Origin of the sequence: Corynebacterium pilosum DSM 20521 = CIP 103422, assembly GCF_000373805.1 — a bacterium.
Classification (GTDB): domain Bacteria; phylum Actinomycetota; class Actinomycetes; order Mycobacteriales; family Mycobacteriaceae; genus Corynebacterium; species Corynebacterium pilosum.
Genome location: NZ_KB892439.1, coordinates 191,668 through 217,696 on the forward strand (window position 1 = coordinate 191,668; position 26,029 = coordinate 217,696).

General features: G+C 60.5%; 24 protein-coding genes, 1 pseudogene and 1 riboswitch. Of the genes and pseudogenes, 7 read left to right on the plus strand and 18 right to left on the minus strand.

Translation table 11 applies throughout. From position 1 onward, the window contains the following. Window positions 1–2: 2 nt before the first annotated feature. The 4 genes from mshB to typA are packed head-to-tail and all read right to left on the minus strand — an operon-like array spanning window position 3 to window position 5,708. Complete coding sequence (gene mshB, locus B097_RS0102355) at window positions 3–890, minus strand: N-acetyl-1-D-myo-inositol-2-amino-2-deoxy-alpha-D-glucopyranoside deacetylase (protein ID WP_018580933.1); 888 nt, start codon at window positions 888–890, stop codon at window positions 3–5. Then, entirely contained in the window at window positions 887–2,548 is a 1,662-nt protein-coding gene (locus B097_RS0102360) for an ABC transporter family substrate-binding protein (RefSeq protein ID WP_018580934.1), read from the minus strand. Before B097_RS0102360 ends, mshB begins: the two co-directional genes overlap by 4 nt. After that, entirely contained in the window at window positions 2,545–3,774 is a 1,230-nt protein-coding gene (locus B097_RS0102365; protein WP_244911216.1) for an MFS transporter, read from the minus strand. The genes B097_RS0102360 and B097_RS0102365 overlap by 4 nt, the downstream gene beginning before the upstream one ends. Before the next feature lie 20 nt (window positions 3,775–3,794). Continuing rightward, a complete protein-coding gene (gene typA / locus B097_RS0102370) occupies window positions 3,795–5,708 on the minus strand; it encodes a translational GTPase TypA (protein ID WP_018580936.1) in 1,914 nt (637 codons plus the stop codon). Between the two features lie 333 nt (window positions 5,709–6,041). Between typA and B097_RS0102375 the strand changes: the two genes are divergently transcribed. Genes B097_RS0102375 through arsC form a run of 3 tightly spaced genes read left to right on the plus strand, consistent with a single transcriptional unit; the run spans window position 6,042 to window position 7,677 of the window. Then, the gene (locus tag B097_RS0102375; protein WP_018580937.1) at window positions 6,042–6,755 is read left to right on the plus strand and encodes an Rv1157c family protein; all 714 of its coding nucleotides are present in this window, start codon (window positions 6,042–6,044) and stop codon (window positions 6,753–6,755) included. A gap of 19 nt (window positions 6,756–6,774) precedes the next feature. Then, the gene (locus B097_RS0102380) at window positions 6,775–7,311 is read left to right on the plus strand and encodes a ribonuclease FAU-1 family protein (RefSeq protein WP_018580938.1); all 537 of its coding nucleotides are present in this window, start codon (window positions 6,775–6,777) and stop codon (window positions 7,309–7,311) included. Between the two features lie 24 nt (window positions 7,312–7,335). After that, window positions 7,336–7,677 carry an arsenate reductase (glutaredoxin) gene (gene arsC / locus B097_RS0102385; protein ID WP_018580939.1) on the plus strand — a complete coding sequence of 114 codons (342 nt, stop codon included), beginning with the start codon at window positions 7,336–7,338 and terminating at the stop codon, window positions 7,675–7,677. Here the strand turns inward: arsC and B097_RS0102390 are convergent. The 10 genes and pseudogenes from B097_RS0102390 to B097_RS0102435 form a co-directional block, all read right to left on the minus strand. After that, the gene (locus B097_RS0102390; RefSeq protein ID WP_018580940.1) at window positions 7,661–9,403 is read right to left on the minus strand and encodes a dipeptide ABC transporter ATP-binding protein; all 1,743 of its coding nucleotides are present in this window, start codon (window positions 9,401–9,403) and stop codon (window positions 7,661–7,663) included. The genes arsC and B097_RS0102390 overlap by 17 nt on opposite strands. After that, window positions 9,400–10,386, minus strand: a complete 987-nt coding sequence (locus tag B097_RS0102395; protein WP_018580941.1) for an ABC transporter permease — start codon at window positions 10,384–10,386, stop codon at window positions 9,400–9,402. The genes B097_RS0102390 and B097_RS0102395 overlap by 4 nt, the downstream gene beginning before the upstream one ends. Continuing rightward, window positions 10,379–11,305: an ABC transporter permease gene (locus tag B097_RS0102400; protein ID WP_018580942.1), complete on the minus strand. Its 927-nt coding sequence runs from the start codon at window positions 11,303–11,305 to the stop codon at window positions 10,379–10,381. Before B097_RS0102400 ends, B097_RS0102395 begins: the two co-directional genes overlap by 8 nt. A gap of 51 nt (window positions 11,306–11,356) precedes the next feature. Beyond that, on the minus strand, window positions 11,357–12,952 hold the full coding sequence (locus tag B097_RS0102405) for a peptide ABC transporter substrate-binding protein (RefSeq protein ID WP_018580943.1): 1,596 nt from the start codon (window positions 12,950–12,952) through the stop codon (window positions 11,357–11,359). A gap of 201 nt (window positions 12,953–13,153) precedes the next feature. Next, window positions 13,154–13,636 carry a nucleoside/nucleotide kinase family protein gene (locus B097_RS0102410; protein WP_018580944.1) on the minus strand — a complete coding sequence of 161 codons (483 nt, stop codon included), beginning with the start codon at window positions 13,634–13,636 and terminating at the stop codon, window positions 13,154–13,156. Beyond that, complete coding sequence (locus tag B097_RS0102415; RefSeq protein WP_018580945.1) at window positions 13,633–14,394, minus strand: energy-coupling factor transporter transmembrane component T family protein; 762 nt, start codon at window positions 14,392–14,394, stop codon at window positions 13,633–13,635. Before B097_RS0102415 ends, B097_RS0102410 begins: the two co-directional genes overlap by 4 nt. After that, complete coding sequence (locus B097_RS0102420; protein ID WP_018580946.1) at window positions 14,391–15,716, minus strand: ABC transporter ATP-binding protein; 1,326 nt, start codon at window positions 15,714–15,716, stop codon at window positions 14,391–14,393. The genes B097_RS0102415 and B097_RS0102420 overlap by 4 nt, the downstream gene beginning before the upstream one ends. Then, window positions 15,713–16,321, minus strand: coding sequence for an ECF transporter S component (locus B097_RS0102425; protein WP_237559359.1), 609 nt, complete (start codon window positions 16,319–16,321; stop codon window positions 15,713–15,715). The genes B097_RS0102420 and B097_RS0102425 overlap by 4 nt, the downstream gene beginning before the upstream one ends. Further along, window positions 16,315–16,427: riboswitch (TPP riboswitch) on the minus strand. (Overlaps the previous gene by 7 nt.) Window positions 16,428–16,471: 44 nt before the next feature. Next, window positions 16,472–16,831: a DUF2218 domain-containing protein gene (locus B097_RS0102430; protein ID WP_018580948.1), complete on the minus strand. Its 360-nt coding sequence runs from the start codon at window positions 16,829–16,831 to the stop codon at window positions 16,472–16,474. 11 nt (window positions 16,832–16,842) lie between these two features. Beyond that, window positions 16,843–17,736 (minus strand): annotated as a pseudogene (locus tag B097_RS0102435) (2-dehydropantoate 2-reductase); the annotation flags it as partial. Window positions 17,737–17,832: 96 nt separating this feature from the next. On the opposite strand from B097_RS0102435, the gene B097_RS0102440 reads away from it, so the two are divergent. Then, window positions 17,833–18,876 (plus strand): DUF808 domain-containing protein, encoded by a 1,044-nt coding sequence (locus tag B097_RS0102440; RefSeq protein WP_018580950.1) that lies wholly within the window; start codon window positions 17,833–17,835, stop codon window positions 18,874–18,876. Window positions 18,877–18,897: 21 nt separating this feature from the next. On the opposite strand, the gene zupT is transcribed toward B097_RS0102440, so the two are convergent. After that, a complete protein-coding gene (zupT, locus tag B097_RS0102445; RefSeq protein WP_018580951.1) occupies window positions 18,898–19,707 on the minus strand; it encodes a zinc transporter ZupT in 810 nt (269 codons plus the stop codon). 3 nt (window positions 19,708–19,710) lie between these two features. After that, complete coding sequence (locus B097_RS0102450; RefSeq protein ID WP_147287127.1) at window positions 19,711–19,947, minus strand: hypothetical protein; 237 nt, start codon at window positions 19,945–19,947, stop codon at window positions 19,711–19,713. A gap of 112 nt (window positions 19,948–20,059) precedes the next feature. Between B097_RS0102450 and B097_RS0102455 the strand changes: the two genes are divergently transcribed. From B097_RS0102455 to lplB, 3 genes are all read left to right on the plus strand, one after another. After that, complete coding sequence (locus tag B097_RS0102455; protein WP_018580953.1) at window positions 20,060–21,166, plus strand: hypothetical protein; 1,107 nt, start codon at window positions 20,060–20,062, stop codon at window positions 21,164–21,166. A 50-nt stretch (window positions 21,167–21,216) separates the two neighbouring features. Then, window positions 21,217–22,389 (plus strand): NAD(P)-dependent malic enzyme, encoded by a 1,173-nt coding sequence (locus tag B097_RS0102460; RefSeq protein WP_018580954.1) that lies wholly within the window; start codon window positions 21,217–21,219, stop codon window positions 22,387–22,389. 76 nt (window positions 22,390–22,465) lie between these two features. After that, window positions 22,466–23,530, plus strand: coding sequence for a lipoate-protein ligase small subunit (gene lplB, locus B097_RS0102465; protein WP_026254251.1), 1,065 nt, complete (start codon window positions 22,466–22,468; stop codon window positions 23,528–23,530). Between the two features lie 3 nt (window positions 23,531–23,533). Here lplB and B097_RS0102470 read toward each other — a convergent pair whose 3' ends face one another. Both B097_RS0102470 and B097_RS0102475 read right to left on the minus strand, forming a co-directional pair. Next, window positions 23,534–25,096: an aspartate-alanine antiporter-like transporter gene (locus B097_RS0102470; protein ID WP_018580956.1), complete on the minus strand. Its 1,563-nt coding sequence runs from the start codon at window positions 25,094–25,096 to the stop codon at window positions 23,534–23,536. Window positions 25,097–25,121: 25 nt separating this feature from the next. Next, window positions 25,122–25,979 carry an SDR family NAD(P)-dependent oxidoreductase gene (locus tag B097_RS0102475; protein WP_018580957.1) on the minus strand — a complete coding sequence of 286 codons (858 nt, stop codon included), beginning with the start codon at window positions 25,977–25,979 and terminating at the stop codon, window positions 25,122–25,124. Window positions 25,980–26,029: the final 50 nt, after the last annotated feature.

A 26,029-nucleotide genomic window follows, 5' to 3' on the forward strand; every position in this document is an offset into this window, starting at 1 on the left:
GTTTACCTCTCGATTCCGTCCAGCAGGCCAGCATCATGGCCCAGCGGAGCACCCGCGCCCAGCTGGTAGTGCTCGCGCCTCAAGATCGGCTGGGCAATCAGGTTGGACAAAGCGAACACGGTGCGCGGTCCACTGCCCCAGGCCGCATTCGGGTTGGTCGTCGAGACCGCCCCGTCGGCGATCCACACCTGTGTGGCGTGAGCGCGCATCGCCTCCACCTTCTGGTGGTAGGTGACATCGTCCATCTCTACCCAGGTATCGGTGGCATCGACGGCTGCGAGCTCTCCTGGCTCCGGTGCGCGCCAGCCCTCCGGAATGGTTGTCGCCGCATCTTGGTCGAGTTCTTCGCGCAGCTGTACTGCCCACACGATCCGCGGGATCTCTACCACCTCAGCAGCAGCATGCGTGATCTCATGAGCCCGGATATGGTCCGGGTGCCCGTATCCGCCATCCGGACCGTAGGTGATCACCAGGTGTGGCCGCTCCCTCTGGAAGATGGCGACTAGTTCGTCGACCGCCGCCTGGCCCGAGTTCACAAAGGCGCGCGGATTCTTATGCGCCGGCGAACCGGCCATGCCAGAATCCCGGTGCGTTCCCGCCCCACCCAAGAATTCGCCACGCACGCCAAGAATTTCTAAGGCGCGGGAAAGCTCGTGGATCCGGTAGCCACCAAGCTGGTCGGCCTCATCGTTGACCAAGTACTGGTAGGTGTCGCCGATGACCTCGCCTTCCTCCCCCAAGGTGCAGGTGACCACCAGAACGTCTGCACCCCGGCGCGCCAGGTCTGCCAGCGCGGCACCGGTGGCGATGGATTCGTCGTCAGGGTGCGCGTGCACGGCCACCACGCGGTAACCAACGAGGTCACGCGTGCGTACTGTATCTCCGGTCATTCTTCAATCGCCTCTTCCTCGGGTTCTTCGGTAGGTGTTGCCACCGTTGTCATGCCCTCTACTGTATCGGGATCGGGCAAGCGCCAGATAGCCGCAGTGGACAAGCCCGCCTCCCATTCGTCCAGGTTCGGGCTGGGGCCAATCACGCCGGGGCCTAGGGCGAGCAGCCGCTTCTCGTGGAGCAGTGGCACCCAGGTCGCTTCACGACGATGCACCGCCGCCACATAATTGTGCGCGTCTGCCGGTGCAATAAGTCCGGCCAGAACGTCGCGGGAGAACTGATCCGTTTCCTCGGTGCAGTAGCCGGAGAGGTTTTCTGCGCGGAACTCCCCGGCGGGGCAGAGCAGTTCGCTGGCTGCATCGGCTGCGCTGCCAGCGTTATAGTCCCGAGTGACTACACCATCGATGTCCCCGCTGGGCAGGCGATTCGTCGTTGCGTCCCGCAGGTCGGTCGCCACAACTTCGGCCTCGACCCCGCGCTGGTTCAGCATGTCCACGAGTGAGCGCACCGCGGCCGAAGCCACGAGGTCTGCAGGATCGGCCGCCAAACGGAGTGGACGATGTTCCTCCACCGCCTGTTGCACAAGCAATGGTTGTTCTGGGGAGACGGGCAAATGTTCGGCGATATTGATGTGCGAGGACCTGCCGCCTGCAATGCGGGCGAGAAGGGGCACGTCGATCAGTGAGCGCAGTTCGGTACGTACAGCATGGTCGGCAAGGACCGGGGAGGTCGTCGATAAGCTGATGCCGAGGGTGCGTGGAGTATCGATCATGCGCTCTTGCGTCTCCGGGATCAGGCTGTAGGTATCCGGCGCGGTCTCCGACGGGACGCTATCGACGAACTGGATCTGGCCTGCGCGTAGCTGGTCGGCGCTGTGCGTGGTCGACCGGACCGCGGCCAGGGTCAACGTGTCGATCTGCGCGGGGTCCGGGCCCCAGAAGCGATCGTTGCGGTGCAGGGTGATTACTCCCCTGCCACGGTCTACGTCCTCGACCATGTAGCGGCCGGCGGAGGCGGGAATATCGTCGCGCAGTCCCACGTGGAAGCCGTTAGCGTCCAAGGTCAGCAAATGGGATGGCAGGATGTGGCGGAAAAGTTCATTCCACGCGGCCACGGGTTCTTCAAAGTCCACGTCGACGGTTTTGCCCCCTGAGCCGCTCACACGCACGTTGGAGATGGCGCGATAACCCGCTGGGTTCAAGACACCGGGTGTGGTGGACATTTGCCGCCACAGGTAGTTGAAATCGGCGCCCGTCAGCGGGGTGCCGTCGGACCACTGAGCGGCGTCGGCAATCTGGTAGCGCACCGTCATCGCCGCCGGGGACTCCGGCAGTACCTCGGCAGAATCCAACACTTCGTGGTTGATCTGGTCACCGATAAACGCGCTGGGCAATACCAGGTTGGCGATGGATTGAACCACAGAAGATTCGTCGGAAAGCAGATGTGGGTTTAGGCCATTGCGCAAAGGCTCTACCCCCACCGAGATTTCGGAGCGGGTCTTCGCAGGCTCTAACGGCGCTGTGGTGGTGGAGGTCGTGGTGGTCGGCGCTGGCTCGGGTTCGACGACTGGCGGCGGGCCCGGGTTTGCCGCACATGACGCCAGTAACACGCCAGTGGTCACCAGGCTGGCCGCAGCACGGTGGACGCGAGTACTCATTCTTCTTGTTGTACCACGCGCCGGCCCGCGGTTCGCGATTCTTGGCTGCCCAATCCCTGTGAAGACAGGACGACCGCGAGCCCGACCAGGGGCAGAACGAGGAGTGCGATCCGCAGCGTGCTTGCCTCAGAGATCACGCCGAGGATCGGGCTTGCTAGAAGCGCGCCAGCGCGCAGGAGCCAGCTGACAATCGTCATGCCCGTGGATTGGGCTACCCCGGGCAGCTCCGCCGAGACTGCGTAGGCGCTGGGGATCAAGGTCGCCGCACCCCAGCCGGCAAGGGCGTAGCCGAGGTTCAGCGGCCACGGCTCAGTAGCCAGAACGACGAAGATGCCTCCGACCAGGATGCTCACCCCGCCCCAGCGGGCCACTTGGACGCGTCCGAAGTGGTTGATCAGCAGGTCTCCGACGAACCGCCCGAATGTCTGTGCTGCGAAGAGGACCGTGTACGCAATGCCGGCGGCCTGCAGGCTCACGCCCGCTAGGACATTGGCCGACAGGGGCGCCCAGTTATTGCCAATATCCTCCACAATTGAGCCCGCCAGCGCCACGATCGCCGCCGGCAGCGCAATGAGGATAGCTCTTCCAGTGATTTTTGCGCTTGTCGACGATTCCTGCGCGGTTCCTTCCTGCTGGGCCGGGTCGGTTCTGGTGTGTTGTTTTACGGAGCCCATCATCCACGCAGCTATGAGAACAAGCAGTGCCTGGATGACCGCAACCACCGCTAGGTGCTTTCGCATATCCCAACCGGCCACGGCCACGGTGGTCGCGCCCATGCCACCGAGCACAGCACCGAGCGACCAGCAAGCGTGCAGCGAACTCATGAATGATTTGCCCAGGTCATCCTGGATGCGCACGGCGGCGATATTTTGGGAGACGTCGATGATGGCGTCGAGAAGCCCGAAGAGAAGCAGGGCTGTGGCTAAGGTTACAGGTCCTGGCATCCACCCCAGCGTGGCCAGCACGATGGCTGTGGCAATGGTGCCCACCACCATCACGGGGCGGGCGCCAAAAGTGCGTTCCGCGATGGCCGGAAGTGCTGTGGCCAACAGTGAGCCAATAGCGACGGCTGTGACCATCAGGCCGAAGACCGCGTCGGAAAGCCCCCACTCTTCCTTGATGGTGGGATACCACGGCAGCAGCGAGCCAATGGAGATGCCATTGGTGGCAAACATTAACGCGGAACCCAAAGGACGCTTCAGTGCCCTCAGGTTCCGCGTAGTCATGAGATCGAGCCTAACGATTTTTACTTGTTCAGCTGCTTTGCACGCGAGCGGGCGCGTCCACGCTCGGTGGAATCAAGGATGATCTTGCGCACGCGCATCGCCTCCGGGGCGACCTCCACGCATTCGTCCTCGTCACAGAATTCGATCGCTTCATCCAACGAGAGGTTACGTGCCTTCGCCAAGGTGACGGTGGTGTCCGCAGAAGCTGCGCGCATGTTGGTCAGCTTCTTTTCCTTGGTCACGTTGACATCCATGTCCTCGTCGCGGTTATTGATGCCGACGACCATGCCCTCGTAGACCTCGGCGCCTGGCTCCACTAGGAACTCACCGCGGTCCGCTAGGTTCGTGATGGCGTAGGCGGTGGCCTGGCCGGTGCGGTCGGCAACCAGGGAGCCGGTTGGGCGGCCCTTGATCTCGCCTGCCCACGGGCGTGGCTCGATCGAGTAGGAGTTGGCAATGCCTGCGCCGTGGGTCTCTGTCATGAACGTGGTGCGGAAACCGATCAGGCCGCGGGCGGGAACGTCGAATTCCATGCGCACCCAGTCGCCGGCGGCGTTACCCATCGAGGTCATCTGACCCTTGCGGCCCGCCATCAGCTGAGTGATGTTGCCCTGGTACTCGCTTGGGGTATCGATGACGATGTGCTCATAAGGCTCGTGGACCTTACCGTCGATTTCGCGGGTGACAACCTGCGGCTTGCCGACGGTCAGCTCGAAGCCTTCGCGGCGCATGGTCTCGATCAGCACGGTCAAGGCCATTTCACCACGACCCTGGACCTCCCAAGCATCTGGGCGCTCCGTCGGGAGCACGCGCAGCGATACGTTACCGATCAGCTCTTGATCCAAACGTGCCTTGATCATGCGGGCGGTCAACTTATCGCCGCCGTTGCGGCCAGCCATCGGCGAGGTGTTCACGCCGATCGTCATGGACAGGGCAGGCTCATCCACCTTGATGCGTGGCAGTGGCTCGACATGCTCTGGGTCCGTGATGGTATCGCCGATCATGATCTCATCCACACCGGAAATGGCCGCGATGTCGCCTGCGACGACGTCACCTTCTGCCGGCACGCGCTCAAAACCGACGGTGCGCAGCAGCTCTGCGACGCGCACGTTCTTCACGTGCTGTTCGCCGTCCGCGTCATAGTGGATCCAGGCAACCTGATCCCCCTTCTTCACGCTGCCACGGTGGACACGGATCAGGGCAATACGGCCCAGGAAGGAGCTGGAGTCCAGGTTGGTCACCTGCGCCTGGAATGGAGCGTCGGTGTCTGCGGCTGGCTCTGGGATCTCGTTGTAGATCACGTCAAACAAAGGCTGCAGGTCCTCATTATCAGGCAGCTCGCCGTTGCCTGGGTTCTCCAAGGAGGCGCGGCCTGCACGGCCCGAGGTGTAGAGCACGGGAAGGTCCAGCAGGTTTTCCGCTGCCTCAGCTGCCTCAGGATCTTCCAGTCCAGCACCGAGCTCCAGCAAGAGATCCTGAGCCTCCTCGACCACCTCGTCGATACGCGCGTCAGGACGGTCCGTCTTGTTCACGCAAATGATCACGGGCTTCTTCGATTCCAGGGCCTTGCCCAGGACGAAGCGGGTCTGCGGCAGTGGCCCCTCGGAAGCATCAACGAGCAAGACGACGCCGTCGACCATGGAGAGGCCACGCTCAACCTCGCCGCCGAAGTCTGCGTGACCGGGGGTGTCGATGACGTTAATGATGAGGTCGCGACCATCTTTGCCCTTGCCCGGGCGGCGGATGGCGGTGTTCTTCGCCAGGATGGTGATTCCCTTTTCGCGCTCCAGGTCACCGGAGTCCATGACGCGGTCCGCCACTTCGCCGTGATCGCCGAAGACGCCGGACTGCTCAAGCAGGGCGTTGACGAGGGTGGTCTTGCCGTGGTCAACGTGGGCGATAATGGCTACGTTACGGAACTCTGGGTAGGACACGAATGGTGCTCCTCTATATCAAAACATCGTATGAACGTTTAAACCCTACTCTGTTCTGCCCATTCGCGCACTTCTACGCTCCAGTTTCGGAACGGGTAGTAAGACAAAAGCACTTGACACACCCACAGATGTGGATAGTGTTACTGTTGTTACGAAAGTTACTATCGATGCGCGTGTGAGTGCCGTGTATGTGTGTGATAAAAGCACATGGGTACATGGACTGCCTGCAGGCCTTGGTGTAACGTCGAGCGATCACCGGCCAATACCTTTCATAGGGCTGCAGGAATGCACACCGTACACACTCTCAATGGTTAGGAATACTGTTTCGTGCGAATGACCACAACCAAGCTGCGCACCGCCGTCGCGTCCGCCACCGCGGGCGTCATGGCCGTCGGCGCACTTGCCGCACCCGCTGCCACTGCTAATTCCGAGTTAAGTTCCGCCTGGAACCATTGGACTCAGAAGAGTAGCGAATTCGCTTCCACCTACATCGACGAGCTGGGGCGCCCCACGGACTACACCGTGGCGCGCATTAATGAATTTGCCAGCCAGCCATGGGTGCCTGCCGACGTCGAAAACGCGCTTCGCGCCGGAGCGGCGTTCTTCGCCGGCGGCGATGAAATCGGTGGCCCTCCCCTGCCGGAAGACGCGCCACCGTTTACCCAGTTCTACTGGCCAACCGTGTCGTCGAACTGCATGGGCCCTGGCATGCACTCCACCGCCAGCGCTATCGCTGTGCCAGGACCTACTCCGGACGTTAAACCTCAGCCCGGCCCTGGCGAGACCACGTTCATTTTCACCGCCTTGGGCACGCCTGCAGCAGCACCCGAGCAGGGCTTGATGAACGTGTACTGGTTCAATACCACTACTTTGCAGGCGGGTGTAACGCCTTTAGATAACAACGGGATAAACAAGACAGGACCGACCACATTGTCGGGAGTGGCCCCTACTGGTCATGGCACAGTGATCGCTGCCGTAAACGGTGCGGCAAAAACTGAAACCAATACTTGTTCATTCGCACCAACGGCGGCAGTTTTTAAGGCTTAGAAAGATCGTGAGGAACACCATGGGCGTTGATCTCCACCCGGTCAAGCAGGAGACCTTTGATGTCTCCTCCAAGACCAACACGGACCCCAAAGGTTTCCTCCGCGACGTCGACACCTTTCACACCACCGAATTTGGCCTCTACATGGCACGGGGCGCTAACCACCCACGTTTCGGTTATCTGGAAAGCTGGCTGCTACCCGCGCTGGGCCTGCGCGCGAACATCTTCCACTTCCGCGAAGGTATCGATGAGCCCCAGGACTTCTACTTCGACATCGCAGACATCAATGCCGAAGGCGATGTCTGGTCCACCCGCGATCTCTATGTCGACTTAGTCTCTGTTACCGGCGAGCCCATTGACGTGCTTGATATCGACGAGCTGGCCGCAGCAACCTCTGCCGGGCTGATCACCGCTGCTGAGGCCGAGCGCGCCATCGAAAACACTCTGGCCGCTGTAGAGGGCATCACGCGTCACGACGACAACCCCATGGAGTGGCTGCGCACCCTCGGATATGACCTGACCTGGGCTGACGAGGTTGAACTTACCCCTGTTGGCTAGACCTGTCGGTTAGAATCAGTGCCCATGAGCACGATTTACCATAATCCGCAGTGTTCCACGTCCCGCAATGCACTGGCCATCATGCGTGAACGCGGGGAAGAACCAGAAGTAATCAAGTACCTCGACACTCCCCCATCCAAAGAAACACTCGCTGAACTCATCGACGCCGCAGGCTTGACCGTCCATGAGGCGATCCGCACCCGCGAGCAGCAGTACAAGGACCTCGGCCTGAGCAAGGACACGCCTGACGACGAGCTGCTCGAGGCCATGGTCACCCACCCCCGGTTAATTCAGCGGCCCATCGTCGTCACCGACAAAGGCGTGCGCATTCCCCGCCCGATGGACCTGATCAACGAGATTCTTTAGTCAGCCCGAGTTCTGCTCCCACACCAAGCTCAATATTGAGCCCAGGAACAGAATTGATGAGGTTTCTGGTGTACTCCTCCTGAGGCGAGTCAAAGATCTCGTCGGCAGTCCCTTGCTCCACCACGGCGCCGTCTTTCATCACCACAATATCGTCGGCAGTTTGACGCACTACCGCAAGATCGTGGGTGATAAAGAGGTAAGACAGCGTGAATTCCTCCTGCAGTTGCGCTAGCAGTTGGATGATCTGGTTTTGGACGAGCACATCCAACGCGGACACCGCTTCGTCCAGCACAATCACCTCGGGCTGCAGGGCCATCGCACGCGCAATGGCGATACGCTGCCGCTGTCCGCCCGAAAGCTCATTGGGGTAACGCCGCATCGTCGACCGCGGCATCCGGACCATATCCAGAAGTTCAGCAACCCGCTGTTCCCGCTGCTTGCGGTTTCCCACCTTGTGCAGCTTCAGTGGCTCTTCGATACAGCGGAAGATCGAGTACATCGGGTCCAAGGAACCGTATGGATTCTGGAAGACCACCTGCAGTTTCCGCCGCAAATCGAACAGTTCCCGCGCGCTTAATCCCTGAATATCCCGCCCCTCAAAAGTCACGGTGCCGCTGGTCGGTTCCAGCAAGGACAGGATCATATTCGCAACGGTGGACTTGCCGGAGCCAGACTCCCCGACCAAAGCCAGGGTGGAGCCACGTCGCAGCCCGAACGATACGTTGTCCACGGCGCGTAGGGTCTTTTTGTCTCCGCGTTGGCCCCTCACATCAAATTCCTTGACCAGGTCCCGGACTTCGATCACATTCTCGCTGGTTGCAACGTGCCCAGTCTTCAGTTCGGCTGATTCGATCCCCTGGTCCTTCGCTGACTGAATTCGCGCCGACGCCAACGATGGCGCAGCCGTAACCAAACGCTTGGTATAGGGGTGCTGCGGGTTGCGCAGAATCTGCAGGCTTGGGCCCTTTTCGACGATGCGTCCACGGTGCATAACGACGACAAAATCCGCCCGCTCTGCAGCCAGCCCAAGGTCATGGGTAATAAATAGCACCGCCGTGCCCAGTTCTTGGGTCAGCGTTCCCAGATGGTCCAGAATGCGCTTTTGCACCGTAACATCGAGCGCCGACGTCGGCTCGTCCGCAATCAAGAGTTTGGGACGGGCAGCTAAGCCGATGGCGATGAGCGCTCTCTGCCTCATCCCGCCCGAAAACTCGTGCGGGTACTGCCGCGCTCGTCGTTCAGCATCTGTCAGTCCGGCTTCCTCTAGGAGCGTGACCACACGCTCGTGGGCCTCGGAGCCCTTCGCGATATTGTTCGCGTGAAGCGCCTCCTCCACCTGCGTGCCGATGCGCCACACCGGGTTGAGGTTGCTCATCGGGTCTTGGGGCACCAACCCGATATGGGACCCGCGATACTTCCGCCACCCCTTGTTGTCCAAGCCAACCAGCTCAGTACCTTCGAGTTTGATCGACCCATTGGTCACCTCCCCGGTTCCGGGCAGCAAACCAAGCATGCTCATCGCGGCTGTGGACTTGCCAGAACCTGACTCGCCCACGATGGCGACGGACTGGCCTGGGTAGATCGTCAGATCAAAATCGCGGACGGCCTCGACCACCCCGGTTGAGGACCGAAAAGCGATTTTGAGGTCGCTCACCTCAAGCAGGGGCTCGTCGTGGGCGACGTTGCTTGCCGACGATTTGTCGGGCTGTTTGTGCGTGTTGCTCATCGTTTCCTCGCTTTCGGATCAAGTGCGTCGCGTACCACGTCGCCCATCATGATGAAGCTCAAGACCGTCAGGGCCAAGGCGATCGCTGGATAAAACAGGACCATAGGCTGCGTGCGCAAGGAGGCTTGTGCCGCGGAGATGTCCCCACCCCACGACACCACAGTGCTGGGCAGACCAATCCCTAGGAAGGACAGGGTCGCCTCCGCCACAATGAAGGTGCCCAGCGCCACGGTCGCGTAGACGATAATCGGCGCTGCCGCATTGGGAAGGATGTGACTGGTCAACACCTTAAACCTGGAAGCCCCCACCGCGCGTGCCGCGGTAACGAACTCTTCGTTTTTCACGCTCATCACCGCGCCACGGGTAATGCGAGCGATATTGGTCCAGCCGAAGATGGCTAGGGCGACAACAACGGTCCAAATGGTGCGCTGGTCTTTAAACATTTGCATGACGACGATCGCGGCAAGAACCAGAGGAACCGCAAAAAAGATATCGGTCAGGCGCGACAGCAGGGTATCCCAGATCCCTCCGAGGAACCCGGCGATGGACCCGACGATAGTACCGATAAGTGTGACGACGATCGTCGTTAAGACCCCGACTGTCACAGAGGCACGAGCGCCATAGATCACCCGGGCGTAGATATCGCATCCTTGGCGGTCGAACCCGAATGGGTGCCCGGCAGTAGGTGCGCCCAAAGAGTTACTCAACTCGCAGTAGCGGGGATCGGTCGAAGTGAAAAGCTGGGGCACCGCGGCCATCAAGAGAGCTACGAAGATGAGGATTGCCGCAGCCCAGAACATCGGGCGACGCCGCAGGTAGCGCCACGCTTCCGACCACTGGGAGCTGGGAGCGGAGTCATCGGCCACGGCGTCGACAGCGCCAAGACCGGTCTCGTCGGTATCTGCAACGAAGTACTCTTGCCCACGCTTCAGCCGGGCATCGACGAGGTTATCTGCAGGAAGATCATCCAGTGGTTTATGCATAGCGAATCCTTGGATCGAGCAGTGCGTAGAGCAAGTCCACCACCAAATTGGCGATGATATAGACGATGACCAGCACGGTGGTGATGGAGACGACGGTGGCTGGTTCGCCCTTCAAGATGGCTTGGTAGATGGCCCCACCAATGCCGTTGATCCCGAAGATTCCCTCTGTGACAATGGCGCCACCCATCAGTGCGCCCAAATCGGCGCCGAGGAACGTCACCACCGGGATTAAGGAGTTACGCAAGACGTGCCTATTCATCACTGCGGAATTCGACAGGCCCTTGGCGCGGGCAGTCCTGACGTAATCAGCGGAGAGGTTTTCGCTGACGGACTGCCGCGTCAAGCGAAGCACGTAGGCAAAAGATAATGCTCCGAGAACTACTGCAGGCATGAGCAGCGCTTCAAAGGAATCGTTTCTGCCAACGGTCACGGGGAGAAGCCCCCATTTCACTCCCACGACGTATTGGAGGACGAAGCCGATTACAAAGGACGGGATCGCGATCACGAAGAGGGAGACCAGCAATACGGTGGAATCGAAGATCCCGCCTCGTCGTACACCCGCTACGACACCGAAAGCGATCCCGAACACCGCTTCAAAAACCAGTGCCATGATGGCTAGTTTGATGGTGACCGGAAAGGCATTGGCCATGACCTGGGAGACAGGTTGGCCGGAAAATGTCGTTCCAAAATCGAGGGTGACGATTCCTTTCAGATACAGCAGGTACTGGACGATGAAAGGCTTGTCCAGGTTGTATTCGGCTTCGATCCGTGCACGCGCCGCATCACTAATTCCGCGGTCGCCGCCTAGGGCTGCGACCGGGTCGCCGGGCATGAGGAAGACCAGCGAATACAGCAACAGCGTGGCCCCGAAAAACACGGGGATCATCTGCAGCAATCGTCGTCCGATATAGCGCAGCATGCCTGCAACTCTCCTTAACTAATCTCGGAACATCTGGGAGTTCAGGCTGAACTACTGCTTGGTGATTTCGTAGTAGGCGGGAACGGACTTCCATGAGAAGGTGACGTTGTCGACGTTCTCCGAGTATCCGCCGTTGACATTCGCGTACCACAGTGGGATCGCGGGGAGATCTTCAAGCAGGATCTCCTGAGCGTCGTTGTAAATTGGGTTCGCGCTTTCGGCATCCGGTGCGGCAGCGGCTTCCTTCAGCAGGCGGTCGAACTCTGGGTTGGAGTAGTCGCCATCGTTGGATCCGGCGCCCGTGGCGTACAGCGGCTCGAGGAAGTTACCCAGCGATGGGTAGTCTGCCTGCCAGCCGGTGCGGAAGGAGCTGTCGATCGTGCGGTTGGTTACGTCATCGCGCAAGGACTTGAAGTCTGGGTAAGGGTCTCCCACTGCCTCGATTTCGAGGGTGTTGCGGATGGAGTTAACCACAGCATCCACCCACGCCTGGTGGCCGCCATCAGCATTGTAGGAAAGCTTGAATTCGCCCTCGAAAGGCGCGATCTCATCGGCTTCGGCCAACAGTTCCTTCGCCTTTTCGGGATCGTAGGTCAGCACGTCTGCTCCTTCGAGGGAGTCCGAGTGCCCCGGAATGACAGGCGAGGTGAAGTCGGTCGCTGGGGTGCGGGTGCCGCCGAAGATGGTCTCGGTGATTCCTTCGCGGTCGATTGCGTGCGACAGGGCTGCGCGACGCAGCTTGCCTTCCTCACCGGAGAAGTGCGGTGCATCAACCGGGATGGTGAAGGACTGGAAAACAGCCGCAGGCTGGTTCACTGCCCGCTCCCCCAGCTCGTCTTCGTAGGTGGCGAAGGCGGAGTCAGGAATGGCGTCCGTGACATCGAGGTTGCCCGCCAGAAGATCAGAGTATGCAGCATCGGTCTGTGCGTAGAAAACGAACTGGACACCATCGTTTTGAGGTGCGCGGTCGCCGGTGTATTCCTCGTTAGGGACCACCGTGGCGTCCTGGTTGTGGTTCCATTCGGCAAGCTTGTACGGGCCGTTGCCGATCGGGTTCTCACCGTAAGCGTCGAGGTCATCGAATGCAGACTCATGCATTGGGTAGAACGCCGAGTAGCCAAGCCTGGTAGGAAAATCTGCCTCTGGCTGGTTCAGCTCGATGGTGAAAGTTTTGTCGTCGACAATCTGAAGGCCCTCCATCTCAGAAGCGCCCTCCTCGTAGCCGAGGATCGGCTCAAAGAAGTATGCGGACAGCATGGAATCTTCCACGGCCTTGTTCCACGCGCGGACAAAGTTCTCCGAGGTGACGGGGCTGCCGTCAGAAAAAGTAACGCCGTCCTTCAGTGTGACCCGGTACGTCTTGTCCCCCTCCAACTCGATCGATTCTGCGACTTCGTTGTGGATCTCACCATCGTTGTCGTAGTAGACCAAGCCTGAGTAGATCAGGTCAATGATGTTGCCGCCACCGACTTCGTTGGTGTTGGCCGGAATCAGGGGATTTTGTGGCTCACTGCCTTTAGCGAACACATAATTATCTCCGCCGGTTCCGCCGCCTGCCGCGGAACCTCCTTCGGAGTCTGAGCATGATGCAAGGCCAAGGGTTACAGAACCGGCGGCTAGGACCGCGAGAATCTTTTTCAGGGACACGGCGGAAATCCTTTCGGAATCTCTATGGAAAACGTGGGTCACATCCATGAGGACAATGTGATGCAGGTAATTCCACCATGAAAGTGTGCCGTTTCACAATTCCTTTGCCGGGCCTAAACCCGCTACGTCTCCCTCTCGCCGGGCAGTGTGTGTTTACCAGCGCGTACCCCAGTCCTACGGCGAATAGAATCCGCCTTTGCACTACCCCCGCAACACCAGATCCGCGGTAACGGGAAACTCGCGCAACCGCAGCGCCCGTTCTTGCTCCGCCCACATATCCCAGTACTCTGCGTAGCCGGGATCACGCTCCAGCGCACGGCGTTTGCGCTGAGCATAAGGTGCAGTAATTCGGATCGCGATCACATCGCCTAAAGCCGAAGCTGCCTCATGCGATGCCTGCGTCAGCGCCCCTACCCCTTCGACGATGAGGTCAGCCCCCGGGTCGATATCCACCCACTCCGCCGGGCGATCATTTTCCCAGTCCCACCGCGTATAGCCAGGTCGCGTGGGGTGAAGCACGTCCTCGACGACCATCCGCACCCCTTCGTCCAATCCGGACCATCCCGGGTAAAAATCATCGAGGTGGACGATCGCGATTCCGGTCTCGCGCGCAAGCTGTGTCGCAAACGTGGTTTTACCAGACCCGGACGGCCCGTCGACCAGGATTGTCACCCGTGTACTCATAGCGCTCCTAAAAACATGAAGTGACCAGTCAGTATAGCCACCACCACGCTGCCTATGCCGATAAGCGCGCACATTAAGACAAACGCCCACTCGCGGCCGCCAAACCGTGCCGGGCGTGCGAAGCTGCGTTTGTTATCCACGCGGCCAAAACCACGCGCCTCCATTGCGGTGGCCAGCTTCGATGCGCGCCGCAGCGACATCACCAGCAAACCGAAGACAATCGTCCACCAGTATTTAAACCGGCCCGTATCGGCTAAGCCGCGGGCGCGACGTGAGCGGCGCATCGCTTCGATGTCGTCGCGCAGCAACCCCAGCATGCGCAAGGCAGCCACAGTGCCGATGACGAAACGCGGCGGAAGCTTCAGGTTTTGTGCCAGCCCGTCGCCAAGATCTGTGGGATCCACGTCGGCGGACAGCACGATGACTGGCAAGCCAACGGCCAGCACGCGGAGAAACATGGCCCCGGCCAGCTGTAAGGAGTTATCGGTGATGTGAATCAACCAGAATTCCGCATGAGTGTCCCCGCCGGGTCGGCCATAGAGCGCCATGGGGATCGCCGCCAACGGGGCCGCCACCAAGATGGGCCACGCGCGCCGGATCAGCCGACCATAGCTAACACCCACGAATGGTGCACCGAGGAGGATGACCGCTAAGGCGACCACCGCTGACACCCAGTCCAAGGTGAGCAGCAATGGAGTGGTGAGCACCAGCATGCCGATCAGACGAGCAACAGGATTGATGCCTGCGATCAGGTTCATGTCAGCACCACCCTGTGGTCGCCCAGGCTGCGGGTGAAATGCTCGTCGTGCGTAATGGATAAGACGGTGGTGCCGGCCTCGGTCAGCGCGCGAATCAGACGGACCAGCTCCACAAAGGTGCGAGAGTCTTGCCCAAATGTGGGCTCATCCAACACCACGAACGCAGGCGCATTGACCAAGGCCGTAGCCACGGACAGGCGGCGCTTCTCCCCGCCCGATAAAGTAAACGGATTCGCCTCCACCACATGCTCGAGGCGCAGGCGCTGCAGGAGCTCGTCGATACGCGAAGCCTCCGCCCCAGAGACCGCAAGCTCGTCATAGACGGTGCGGGCCACAAACTGATGCTCCGGGTCCTGGAAAACATAACCGATGCGCTGCGCCAGCTGCGAGGATTTCCACTGCGTGGCAAGGGTGTTCAGGCCCTGGCGGATTGATTCTGCATAGTCGAGATCCCCGCTGACGGCTGGGGCGAGCCCAGCCAGCGTGGTAGCAAGGGTCGTCTTTCCGGTCCCGTTGGCCCCAGTCATGACGGTGGAGAAACCTTCCGGCAGCTCCAACGTGCGGGGCGGACCCCAGGTGGTCACCAACTCGTCGGCATGCACTGCCCAGGGCGCACCCTGCGCATGGTGGGCCGGGGGCAGGTCGGGCGGGCCGGGAAGATCGGACTCCTCGATCAGTTCCAGACCACTTCGGTCCAGGCGGTAGATCGAATCGATCAGCCCCAGCCACGGGCCCGGATTGTGCTCAACGACGATCAACGTGGCGCCCGTGCGCTCAAGCACCTGCGCGGTGGCCTCCACGATGGCGCGGGTACCTTCCTGGTCGAGGTTAGCGGTCGGTTCATCAAGCACCAAGATGTCCGCCCCCATCGCCAGCACGCCCGCTAACGCGAGGCGCTGCTTTTGCCCGCCGGACAGTTTCGTCGTCGGGTGGTCCAAGGGTACGTGCAGTCCAACCAGATCCAGAGCGGCTTGCACCCGCCGCCAAATCTCATCGCGGGGTACGCCAAGATTTTCGCAGCCGAAGGCGACGTCGTCGCCTACACGTGAGGAGATGACCTGGGAATCAGGGTCCTGCAGCACCATGCCCACGGTCCCGCGGACATCCAAGTGGCCAGTGCGGGTGCCCTCCTCATCGTCGACGAGCAGACCCGCGATCACGTGTAACAAGGTGGACTTGCCGGCGCCAGAATCGCCAGTGAGCAATACTGCTTCACCGCGCTGGACGACCCAATCCACGCCCTGAAATGCGGGGGTAGGGCGCACCGCATGATGGTATGCCAGATCGCCGGCCCTGATGGCCGGCGTGTCAGTGGATGTCATCGCGTGCGGCCCGCTGCGAAACGATCCAGTGCACCAGTCTGTGCCAGAGCCTTGACCAGGATGTGGCCCAGAATGCCAGCTAACACCGCGCCTGACACGGCGAGGCAGCTGAGGTAGATCAGGTTGAACTCGAGTGTTTTTGCCAGGTTCGCGCTGGTGAACAGTTCCAGGAGGAATGCGCCGATGGCGCTTCCGATGCCGGCCAGTGCGGCGACGGGCAGGGTGAATCGTCGATAAGCAAAAGCGGCGAACACAAGCTCCGCGCCTAAGCCCTGTGCGATGCCGGAGTACAAGGTCTCTACGCCCCACTGGCTACCCAGCAAAGCGGAAACAATAGCCGCGACCAGCTCGACGAACAACGCTGCGCCCGGCTTGCGGATCACCAATCCGCCCAACACACCGCCCAAAAACCACATGCCTGCGACGAGGCCGCCGAAGCCTGGGGTGAAAATATTAAGTGCGGTGAAGCCGGCGTAGCCGACCAGATTCCATAACCAAAAGATCAAACCACACGCCACGGCCAACACAGCGGCGGTGACAATATCGATGACGCGCCATTTCAGGCTGCGGGATTTCACTACAGGGCTTGATACAGGTGTAGTCAAAACCATTCCTTCCTCGCGCCGGTACTAACCGGATCAGGTTCAACGGTCCGCCAGCATCTTCTGGCTATCTCAGCCCCATGAACGTGGGGCACCCGTGGGTACGCTCTTTAGTTAAGCAAATCTGTATCTGCTTTGTCAACTGCCCTAAAGCTACTGCTCAAGATCTGCGGCAGTGTAGCGGTGCTCTTCACCGCCCTTGCGGGTCCAGGTCACCTCAAGATTGTCCTTCATGCCAAAGCGGATGAGGTGAACGGCAACCACGCGCTCGAGGCGCTCGACGGTTTCTTCGTCGGCGGTGATGTTCATCATCAAGACGTCATCGCTAGCAATAAGGTCTACCTGAGTCGGCTTTCCTTCGACACCCTCGCCCGGAAACTCTAGCGAGCCGCGGGCTGCATCAGAGTCCCAGTGAGTATTCAGCTTCCTGGAAAAATGCGACGCTAGTTGCTTGCCGTAGCGCGCCGCGCGGTCGGTTTGTACACGTGCTGTAGATGTTAAAAGTTCAGTCATGTTAGCTAACCCTACCCTAACTTCGCGTAAATAAGGTTGAGCGCGAACTCATGCACAGGGGCCGAGACCCCGCCGCGAGCCGCCTCGCGGACAATCGCCCCGACCTGCGAATCAAGCTCACCAGCGCTGCCACCTGCGATATCGCGCTGCATGGAGGTGGTTGATTCCGCCGGCATCCGGTCAGCGAATTCCATCGTGCGGTCCACAACGTCAGAACTTAAAGGCACCCCCATCGCACGCCCAGCGGTGGCAACTTCACGCATCAAGGCCTCCAAAGTTGCCCGCCACGGCGGGGTACGCAGCACACCCAGCGGGGCATCGACCACCGCACCTAGCACGCCGGCGCAGGTGACGAACATGGCCTTCTCCCACACGTCCACGAAAATATCGTCGCGCACGATGGCGTCCACCCCTGCCTTGTCCAAAGCAGCAGCGAAAGCTCTCACGCGCTCGTCGTCACGCCCGTCCCACGTACCAAAGGTGTAGGAACACGGGCCGCCATGAAACTCGGCCTGCGCGGGCCCCGTGTGGTGGTAGTAGCCGCGCACCACTCCGGGAATTGTGCGGTGGGCGCCGACGACCTCCGCTACCCGGTGCGGCACCTCCACCGAGTTCTGGGTCACGGCCACAAGCGCGTGATCACTCACGCCCTCCAATACCTGGTCAAGCTCCTCGCCTGTGGCCTTCATTGCCAGCACCACGATGTCGGCATCTGGAACCTCAGAAACATGCTCGACGACGTCGACTGGGATGGGAGCCTCGTCGTTAAGCACGATGCCCCTGGTCCGCAGCGCCTCGAGCGTGGCGCCACGGGCAACCACCGTGACATCTGCACCAGAGCGCGCAAGGCTGCCTGCAAACCAAGAACCAACCGCACCTGCACCAATGAACACTATTCGCATACCCGACGATTTTAGCGGCTAGGAGTAGACTTATCCCGAAACTAATTAAATGCACAAAATTTGATTTGATAGTGATCTTCTTGTGAAAGGTTGATGTATATGGCTGGTGGCCTACTTGCGCTTCTCGACGACGTAGCGCTGATTGCCCGAACCGCCGCGTCATCCGTCGACGATGTTGCTGCCCTCGCTGGCAAAACATCGATGAAGGCCGCCGGCGTTGTCATCGACGATGCCGCCGTGACCCCGCAGTATGTCGACGGTGTCTCCCCCGCCCGCGAACTGCCGATGATCTGGCGGATCACCAAGGGTTCCTTCTTCAACAAGCTCGTGATCGTCCTGCCGATCGCGCTGCTGCTCTCCGAAATCGCGCCCTGGGCCCTGACACCGATCCTCATGGTCGGCGGCACGTACCTGTGTTACGAGGGCGCGCATAAGATCGTGCACAAGTTCACGCACGATTCGGATGAGGCCGAAGAGCAGGCGGCCAATAAGAGCGCCGCGGACGAGGATTCCCTGGTGAAGTCCGCGATCACGACTGACCTCATCCTGTCCGCAGAGATCATGGTGATTTCGCTGAATGAAATTGCTGATGAGACGCTGCTGATGCGCGCGATGGTCCTGATCGTTGTGGCCATCGGCATCACCATCGCCGTCTACGGCGCGGTGGCACTGCTTGTGAAAATCGACGATATCGGCCTGGGCATGATCAAGCGTGATTCCGGCGCTGCTTTCGGCCGCGCCCTAGTCAAGGCAATGCCAATCGTCTTGAGCATCATCGGCGTGGTCGGCACGATCGCCATGCTGTGGGTGGGCGGCCACATCATGGTCGTCGGCGCCGACGAGTTCGGAATGCACTGGCCGTACGAGACCATCCACGGTTGGGAAACCGCTGTTGGCGGCGGATTCATCGGCTGGCTGGTCAACACCGCCGGCTCTTTTGTCGTCGGCCTGATCTGGGGACTTGTGATCGTGGGCATCATCGCCCTGGCCAAGGCCTTGATCTCCACGCAGTCCACGCGTAACGACGATGACCTCACCCCAGCCCAGGCGCGCGATGAACTGCGCCGCCGCGCCGAAGAGGCTCGCACAAACGGGAACCAGTCGACCGGTTCCACCGCTTTGAGCACTGCCGACGAGGACTAGCCAGCTCTAGCCAGCTCCTGGCTACATCATCAGCACCAGCGAGAGAGCCATGACGGCCATGCCTGCGATCAACCCGTAGGTGGCCGCGTGGTGCTTGCCGGTGCTGATTGCCGTTGGCAGCAGTTCATCGAGCGAAATGAACATCATGATGCCGGCCACCGCACCAAAGGCGATGCCCATCGTCGTCGGCCCCATAAACGGCATGAGCAACAAGAACCCGACCAGCGCGCCGACTGGCTCAGCGAGGCCCGACAGGGTGGCCCAACCCCACGCTTTGAACCGTGACCCAGTTGCCTCACGCAGCGGGACAGACACGGCGATACCCTCCGGGATGTTGTGGATCGCGATAGCCACGACGATCGGCAGGGCCAGCTCTGGGTCTTCCAGCGCCGCGATGAACGTGGCGAAGCCTTCGGGGAAGTTGTGCAGCGCCAGGGCCACGGCAGTCAGCGTGCCTGCTTTCATCATGCGCGACCTGCGCCGGGCCAGTTTGGCGTCTTCTTGGAGCGTTTTCGGCTCATGAGGGTTGATTTCCTCGGGCACGAGCCGATCGATGATCGCGATCAACGCGATGCCTGCGAAAAAAGCGGCGATCCCGGCCCAGGCCCCGCCACGCTCTCCTAATTCTTCGGCCAGTGCCTCGGTGCCTTTGGGCAGGATCTCCACCAAGGAGACGTAAATCATCACGCCCGCAGAAAAACCCAAGGCAGCGGCCATGAACCGCTCTCCCGGTGCTTTGCGCGCAACCCCGATTGCGCCGCCAATACCGGTTGCCAAACCCGCTAACAGTGTGAGGCCGAAGGCGAGCGCGAGCTGCGAAGCGGTGTACATGCGTTACATAATATTCTCTTCTTCGCCGTTGTCGTGCGTTGCCCGTTCTTTATCTTGCTTTTCGGGCGCCGGCGCACACCCGTCTGGGCCACACACCAGCGCGTCGCTGACACCGTCGAGGGTGACTAATCCTTCAAATGCAAAATTATTTGTGTTCACACAGCCCCTAACGCTGGCAGCGCCATATTCGTTCCGAAGACCCTCGATGGTGTTTTCATTCGCCGCCATAGGTTCGGCCAAGAGTACATTCTTTGGCCAGTACCTTCACAAGAAAACTTTCCGCAACGAGTAAACTTGGCGGCTAAGCATAACCACGACGAGCACGATGAAAGGATGCAGTGATGACGCCGTAATGATCGAACAACCCCACTATCGGCTGACGCCGACCGCCCTGGAGGACTTTGTCCGTCTGCCAGTGAACGATATCGTCGCCACCTCCATTTTCGCGCACATGGTCCCCAGCGATGACGAGACGACAGTGCCGGTCACCTTAACTGTTGATCCGCTAACCCAGGCATGGCGTGTGCGCTGGGAGTTCGGCGTGCTCGGGGAGATCCCGGCAGAGGTCCGCGAGGAGTTTTCCTCGCTTAACCGCGTGATCGCCTCTGGTTTCGTCCCGGAGACGAAGGCCACCATCAGCGCCGGAGGGCCGGCCGGGATCGAGGTTGCGGTACTTCTTCCTCCCCCGGACCTTGCCGTTCCCCGCAACGATGTTTCACCAGAGGCGTGGATTCTGCCCACTGGTTCCGCCTTCACCGTGGACACCTCGGACGGGGAAATCGACGCGCTGGACCTTGTGCTCTACTCCCCCGGCCAATGGCTTGTCACCCTAGTGGAGCTCGATGGCACCGTGGTGGCCACCATCGATGGCCGCGCGGCCGGGACCATCAGCGAAGGACTCAACGACACACTCCTGCGTTATCTCCGTGCAGCCCAGCAGCGACACCCCGACGCTCCCATTGCCGTGCGAGGTTTCATCGTCGATAGTGACGTTGTGCTGGACGCGGGTTTTCCGCGTGCCGACGAATACCAGCTACCGGCGTTGAAGGTTCCCGATGACAGGCCACGCAGCGCCCGTCAACTATTTCTCGCAGAGGACGGGGCGCTCGTCGTAAGCGTGGACCGCGTGGCAGCACTTGATCCTGCCGACGAGGCCAACCCCCACTCACACGCCCGGCGCGTGGTCTCCCCTCATGGCATGGCTTCTGAGCCCGACGATGCTAGCGAGGAGAAGCCGGAGTCACCCGCAGCACCTGATCCGCAGCCGGAGGCAACACTCGAGCCTGCCGAGAACTCTCTGCCCATCGACGGTGCTTACCTCACCGAAGTCGAGAAACTACGTGCCCGTCGCGCTCAGCGCAAAAAATCAGACGGACCGCGCCACGCTTCGGAGACCACTGAGGTCTTTGCGCGCCCACTCAGCGACCAAGGGCATGGCCCACGTCACTACCGGGGCTAACCGTGTCGTAACTTCACATTTCAACACAAAACAATGAGACACTAGTCTCTATGAGCACTCCTGAACCCGCATCCCCAGATAGTCCGATTACTGATGCCGAGGTCTTTGACGCCCATGCTGGCGGCAAGTTGACCGTCACGTCATCCCGCCAACTAGTGACCAAGCGTGACTTGTCGATCGCATATAGCCCAGGTGTGGCGATTGCGTGTACGGCAATTCAAAACAAGCCGGAGCGCGTCCGTGAACTTACCGGCACCGGCCGCACCGTCGCGGTGATTTCCGATGGCACTGCCGTTTTAGGCTTGGGCAATATCGGCCCGCACGCCTCCTTGCCGGTGATGGAAGGCAAGTGCCAGCTGTTCACCTCTTTCGCTGACCTTAACGCGATCCCGATCGTGTTGGACGTGCACGATGTCGACGGCATCGTCAACGCGGTGAAGGCGATCGCCCCGAGTTTCGGCGCGATCAACTTGGAGGACATCGCTGCCCCCGCATGTTTCGAGGTGGAGCGCCGCCTCGAAGAGGAGTTGGATATTCCTGTCTTCCACGATGACCAGCACGGCACCGCCATCGTGGTCACCGCCGGGATGTCCAACGCCTGCAAGGTCACCGGCCGGCGCCTCGAAGACCTGCGCGTTGTCATTTCCGGCGCCGGCGCCGCTGGCGTAGCGTGCACCCGCATGCTGCTTGATGCCGGAGTGCGTGACATTGTGGTGTTGGATTCCCGCGGCATCATCTCTAAGGACCGCGAGGGCCTCAACCCGATCAAGGCAGCGCTTGCCGACGAGACAAACCCGCGAGGAATCACGGGCGGCCCAGAAGAAGCCTTTCGCGATGCTGATGCATTCATCGGTGTCTCGCGTGGCCAGGTCGGTGAAGAGCTACTGCGGACCATGGCACCGGACCCCCTGCTGTTTTCCCTGGCCAACCCCGATCCGGAGATCCCGCAGGAGCTGGCAGAAAAGTATGGGTCGGTCGTGGCCACTGGCCGCTCGGACCTGCCCAACCAGGTGAACAACGTCCTGGCGTTCCCAGGCATTTTCCACGGCGCGCTCGCTGCCGGAGCCACGCGCATCACCACGGAGATGAAACTGGCGGCCTCGAAGGCGATCGCGGAACAGGTCGGCGACAAGCTTGCGGCCGATTACATCATGCCTTCGCCGCTGGACCCAGGCGTTGCTCCAGCCGTCAGTGCTGCGGTGCAAGCTGCTGCGGAGAAGTAGGTCATCCGCTCACTCCCCCCGCGGCCACAGGAATTAAGACACACAAGTGTGTTGAAATTCCGGTACAAAGGGGAGTATGACGCAATCATTTCATTCTGAAACTAAAGTCCCCGGAGGAAAACTGGTGGTCGTCGACATCGACACCGATGGCGACGTGATCACTAACGCGAAGATTTCCGGGGACTTTTTCCTCGAACCCGAAGAAGCCTACGATGCCCTGGGGCCCGCCCTGCAGGGTGCTTCCACCAACGACGACACCGCTGCACTGACCAATCGCCTTGATGCTGCTTTAGCCTCCATCGATGGGGTGGCCCTGCACGGCTTCACCACCCGCGATGTCGCACAAACCGTGCGCCGCGCAGTCACCGGTGCCGTCGACTTCACCGATTTGACCTGGGAGATCATCCACCCCGGTCCCCTGCCCACGGTGATGAACGTTGCATTAGACGAACTTTTAATGGACCAGGTTGATTCAGGCCAGCGTGGCCCTACGCTACGTTTCTGGGAGTGGGAGGATCGCGCAACCGTGATCGGCTCCTACCAGTCCTACGTCAATGAGCTGCAGCCCGAGGGTGTGGCCGAGCATGACGTGCAAGTTGTTCGTCGTGTGTCCGGCGGAGGCGCCATGTTTATGGAAGGCGGCAACTGCATCACCTACTCCCTCTATGTACCGAAGGAGCTGGTGGCGGGGTTGTCCTACGCAGATTCCTATGAGTTCTTGGACCGCTGGGTCTTGGCAGCGCTTGCCGAGCACGGGGTGAACGCGTGGTACGTGCCGATCAACGACATCACCTCTGATGGCGGCAAGATCGGCGGTGCCGCCCAGAAGCGGAAAGGCTCGACTGTGCTCCACCACGTCACGATGAGCTATGACATCGACGCGGACAAGATGATGGACGTGCTGCGCGTGGGTAAGGCGAAGATCGCCGACAAGGGAATCCGCTCAGCGAAGAAGCGCGTGGACCCGTTGCGCCGCCAGACCGGTGCCCCACGCGAAGACGTGATCGACACGATGAAGACCACGTTCGCCAACCGCTACGGGGCCCAGCCTGCGGAGCTTTCGCAAGAGGATCTCGACGCAGCCCAGCACCTCGTGGACACGAAGTATGCCACCGAAGAGTGGACCCACCGCGTGCCCTAAGAGCTACACCAACATAAACGGTACGACGACGATCTTGAAGATCAACGCCACCGCGAATGTTGTGGAGTAGCCGTCCATGATCCGGTTATCGCTGGAGTTCTGCAGCGCGTACTGCAGTACCGCTGGCTGGCCAAGCAGGCCAGCCACCGCACCATTGGCGCGGCCGGCCGACTGCCCAAATGCCCACGCGAGGAGCAGGAGGGATCCACAGCCCACTAGGCCGACCAGCGCGGCGAGGCCGATCGTGATCAAACCATCCAGAGAGAAGGCCGTCGAAGCGAAGGCTGGGCCGGACGCAGTACCGACCGACGCGAGGAACAGCATGAGGCCAAACTGGCGAATCGCATAGTTCGCCGAACGTGGCAGCTGCCACGCAAAGCGCCCAGTTCGGTTGAGCGCGCCAAGGACGAGGCCCGAAATCAGTGGTCCACCCGCCGCACCGATAACAAAGCTTGCCCCACCCGGCAGCGGGAATGGGATCGCCGCGAGGATGAAGCCAAGTGCTAGGCCGGTCGCCGTGGCAATCCAGTCCAATTCGTTAGCCACCTGGATTGAGTTACCCAGGTAGCTTTCCAAACGCGTGGCATTCTTGGTGGGAACAATCACCTCAATGACATCGCCCGGTGCGATGTTCACATCGTCGGTAGCAAGTATTTCATCGTCGCCACGCCGAATACGAAGCGTCTGCGCGCCGAAACGTGCGTACAAGGGCAGGTTGTCCAGGCGGTTACCGGCAATGTCCTGGTTAGACACACTGAATTTCTGCACCGTTAACTGGGGCAGTCGGCGGGACAAAGGCTGGAGAGGGCGGCCGATGCGCTTGACGACGTCCTTACGCACACCTTCTTCCATCATCATGAAGACGGTGTCCCCCGGCTTCAGCTCGAAGGCGGAATCAAGCACCTGGGTCACCCCATTGCGGCGACGCATGCCAGCGGTGATGCTGGAACCGAACTCCTCGATTAGCTCCTCCGAGGTGACGGCGTGCTGCACGGCCATGCGCTCGCCACGCAGCTCACTACCAGCCGAGTTGTCCTCGTCACGGCTGGCCTTCCAGTTCTGGCCGATGGTCACTGCGACCAGCAAGATGGCCACAATAATGCCCGTCGGGTAGCCAATGGAATAACCCACAGCGGGCAGGTCGGATTCGGTTTGTACCTGTGCCAGCGACAGCGAGGGCGTGGACGTCAGAGAACCGGCGAACGCACCGACGGATACTTCGCGTGCCACGCCGAGCAGCCCACCGACCAAGACCGCGGTGACTGCTGCCAGCACAATGGAGACGATCGACATCACCATGAGGCCGAATTGCTTGCGAATATTCTTGAAGAAGGATTCGCCTGCTTCCAGACCGATCATGTAGACGAATAGTCCGAGACCAAGATCTTGCAGCGAAGTAAGGACGTCCGGCGGCAGGTCGACAACCGCGCCGACGAAGAGACCAACAAAAAGGGCGCCAGCGGCACCGAATTTAATAGGCCCAAACGGGATAGCACCGAAGGCGGTACCCAGGCCGATGACGATAAAGAGCGTCAGCAGCACGTTGCTTTCCAGAAATTCAATCACATCGGAGCATCTTAAATGATCCGACCTATAAGGGCTGAACTACATGACGTCGCTCCCGCCGACTCACCCCCCAAAAGGGGAGTACCTCAACGCTGTAAGCATTTCCCAGGACGCTGCCCCACCCGGCCATCCACCCACCATCGATTGGGATGACAGCACCGTTGACGTAACTGGCGTGGTCCGACAGCAGAAAAGCTATGACGCGAGCGAGCTCCTCCGGTTTCGCGGTGCGAATTGCAGCCTGGTGAACCGGAGCTATGGCATCCATGCCGTGCTCTGGATTGAGGTCTGCAACATTGAAACCACTCGCCAAGTTTGTCTCCACGCTTCCCGGGCCAATGAGGTTCGCACGGATCCCCCGCTTCGCATAGGTATAGGCAGTGTTGCGCGTCAGCCCCACCAAGGCATGCTTCGCCATGGTATCTGCCACGCCTGAGGCCCCGCCGCGAAAGGACGCCTCCGCCCCGACGTTGACAATGGCCCCCGTTTTTGCCTGCACCATGTGTGGCAGGACCTCCCGGACCATGTTCAGCGGTGCGTAAAGGTTAATGCCGAAGGATCGCTCGACGATTTCATCACTGACATCGGCTGCGCCCTCGAAACCATCCATCACCCCTGCGTTGTTAACCGGCCCGAGTTGCCCACCAAGATCGATGGCGCGTTCCACCGCAGCACGGACAATGCCCCGGTCAGTCAGGTCGCCGTGAATGGCTTCGCCTACACCACCTGCAGCGGTGATCTCGTCGATAAGCTGATCAACGCTATCGGCCCGGTCCACCGCAACAACCGTTGCCCCGCGACGAGCTACCTCCAACGCCGTCGCACGACCGATGCCCGATGCAGCTCCTGTGATGATGATCGTGTGGCCGGAAAAATCATTCATACCTCAAAAGATTAGGCCATGGGCAGCACGCTTGCTTGCGGAATTGACAC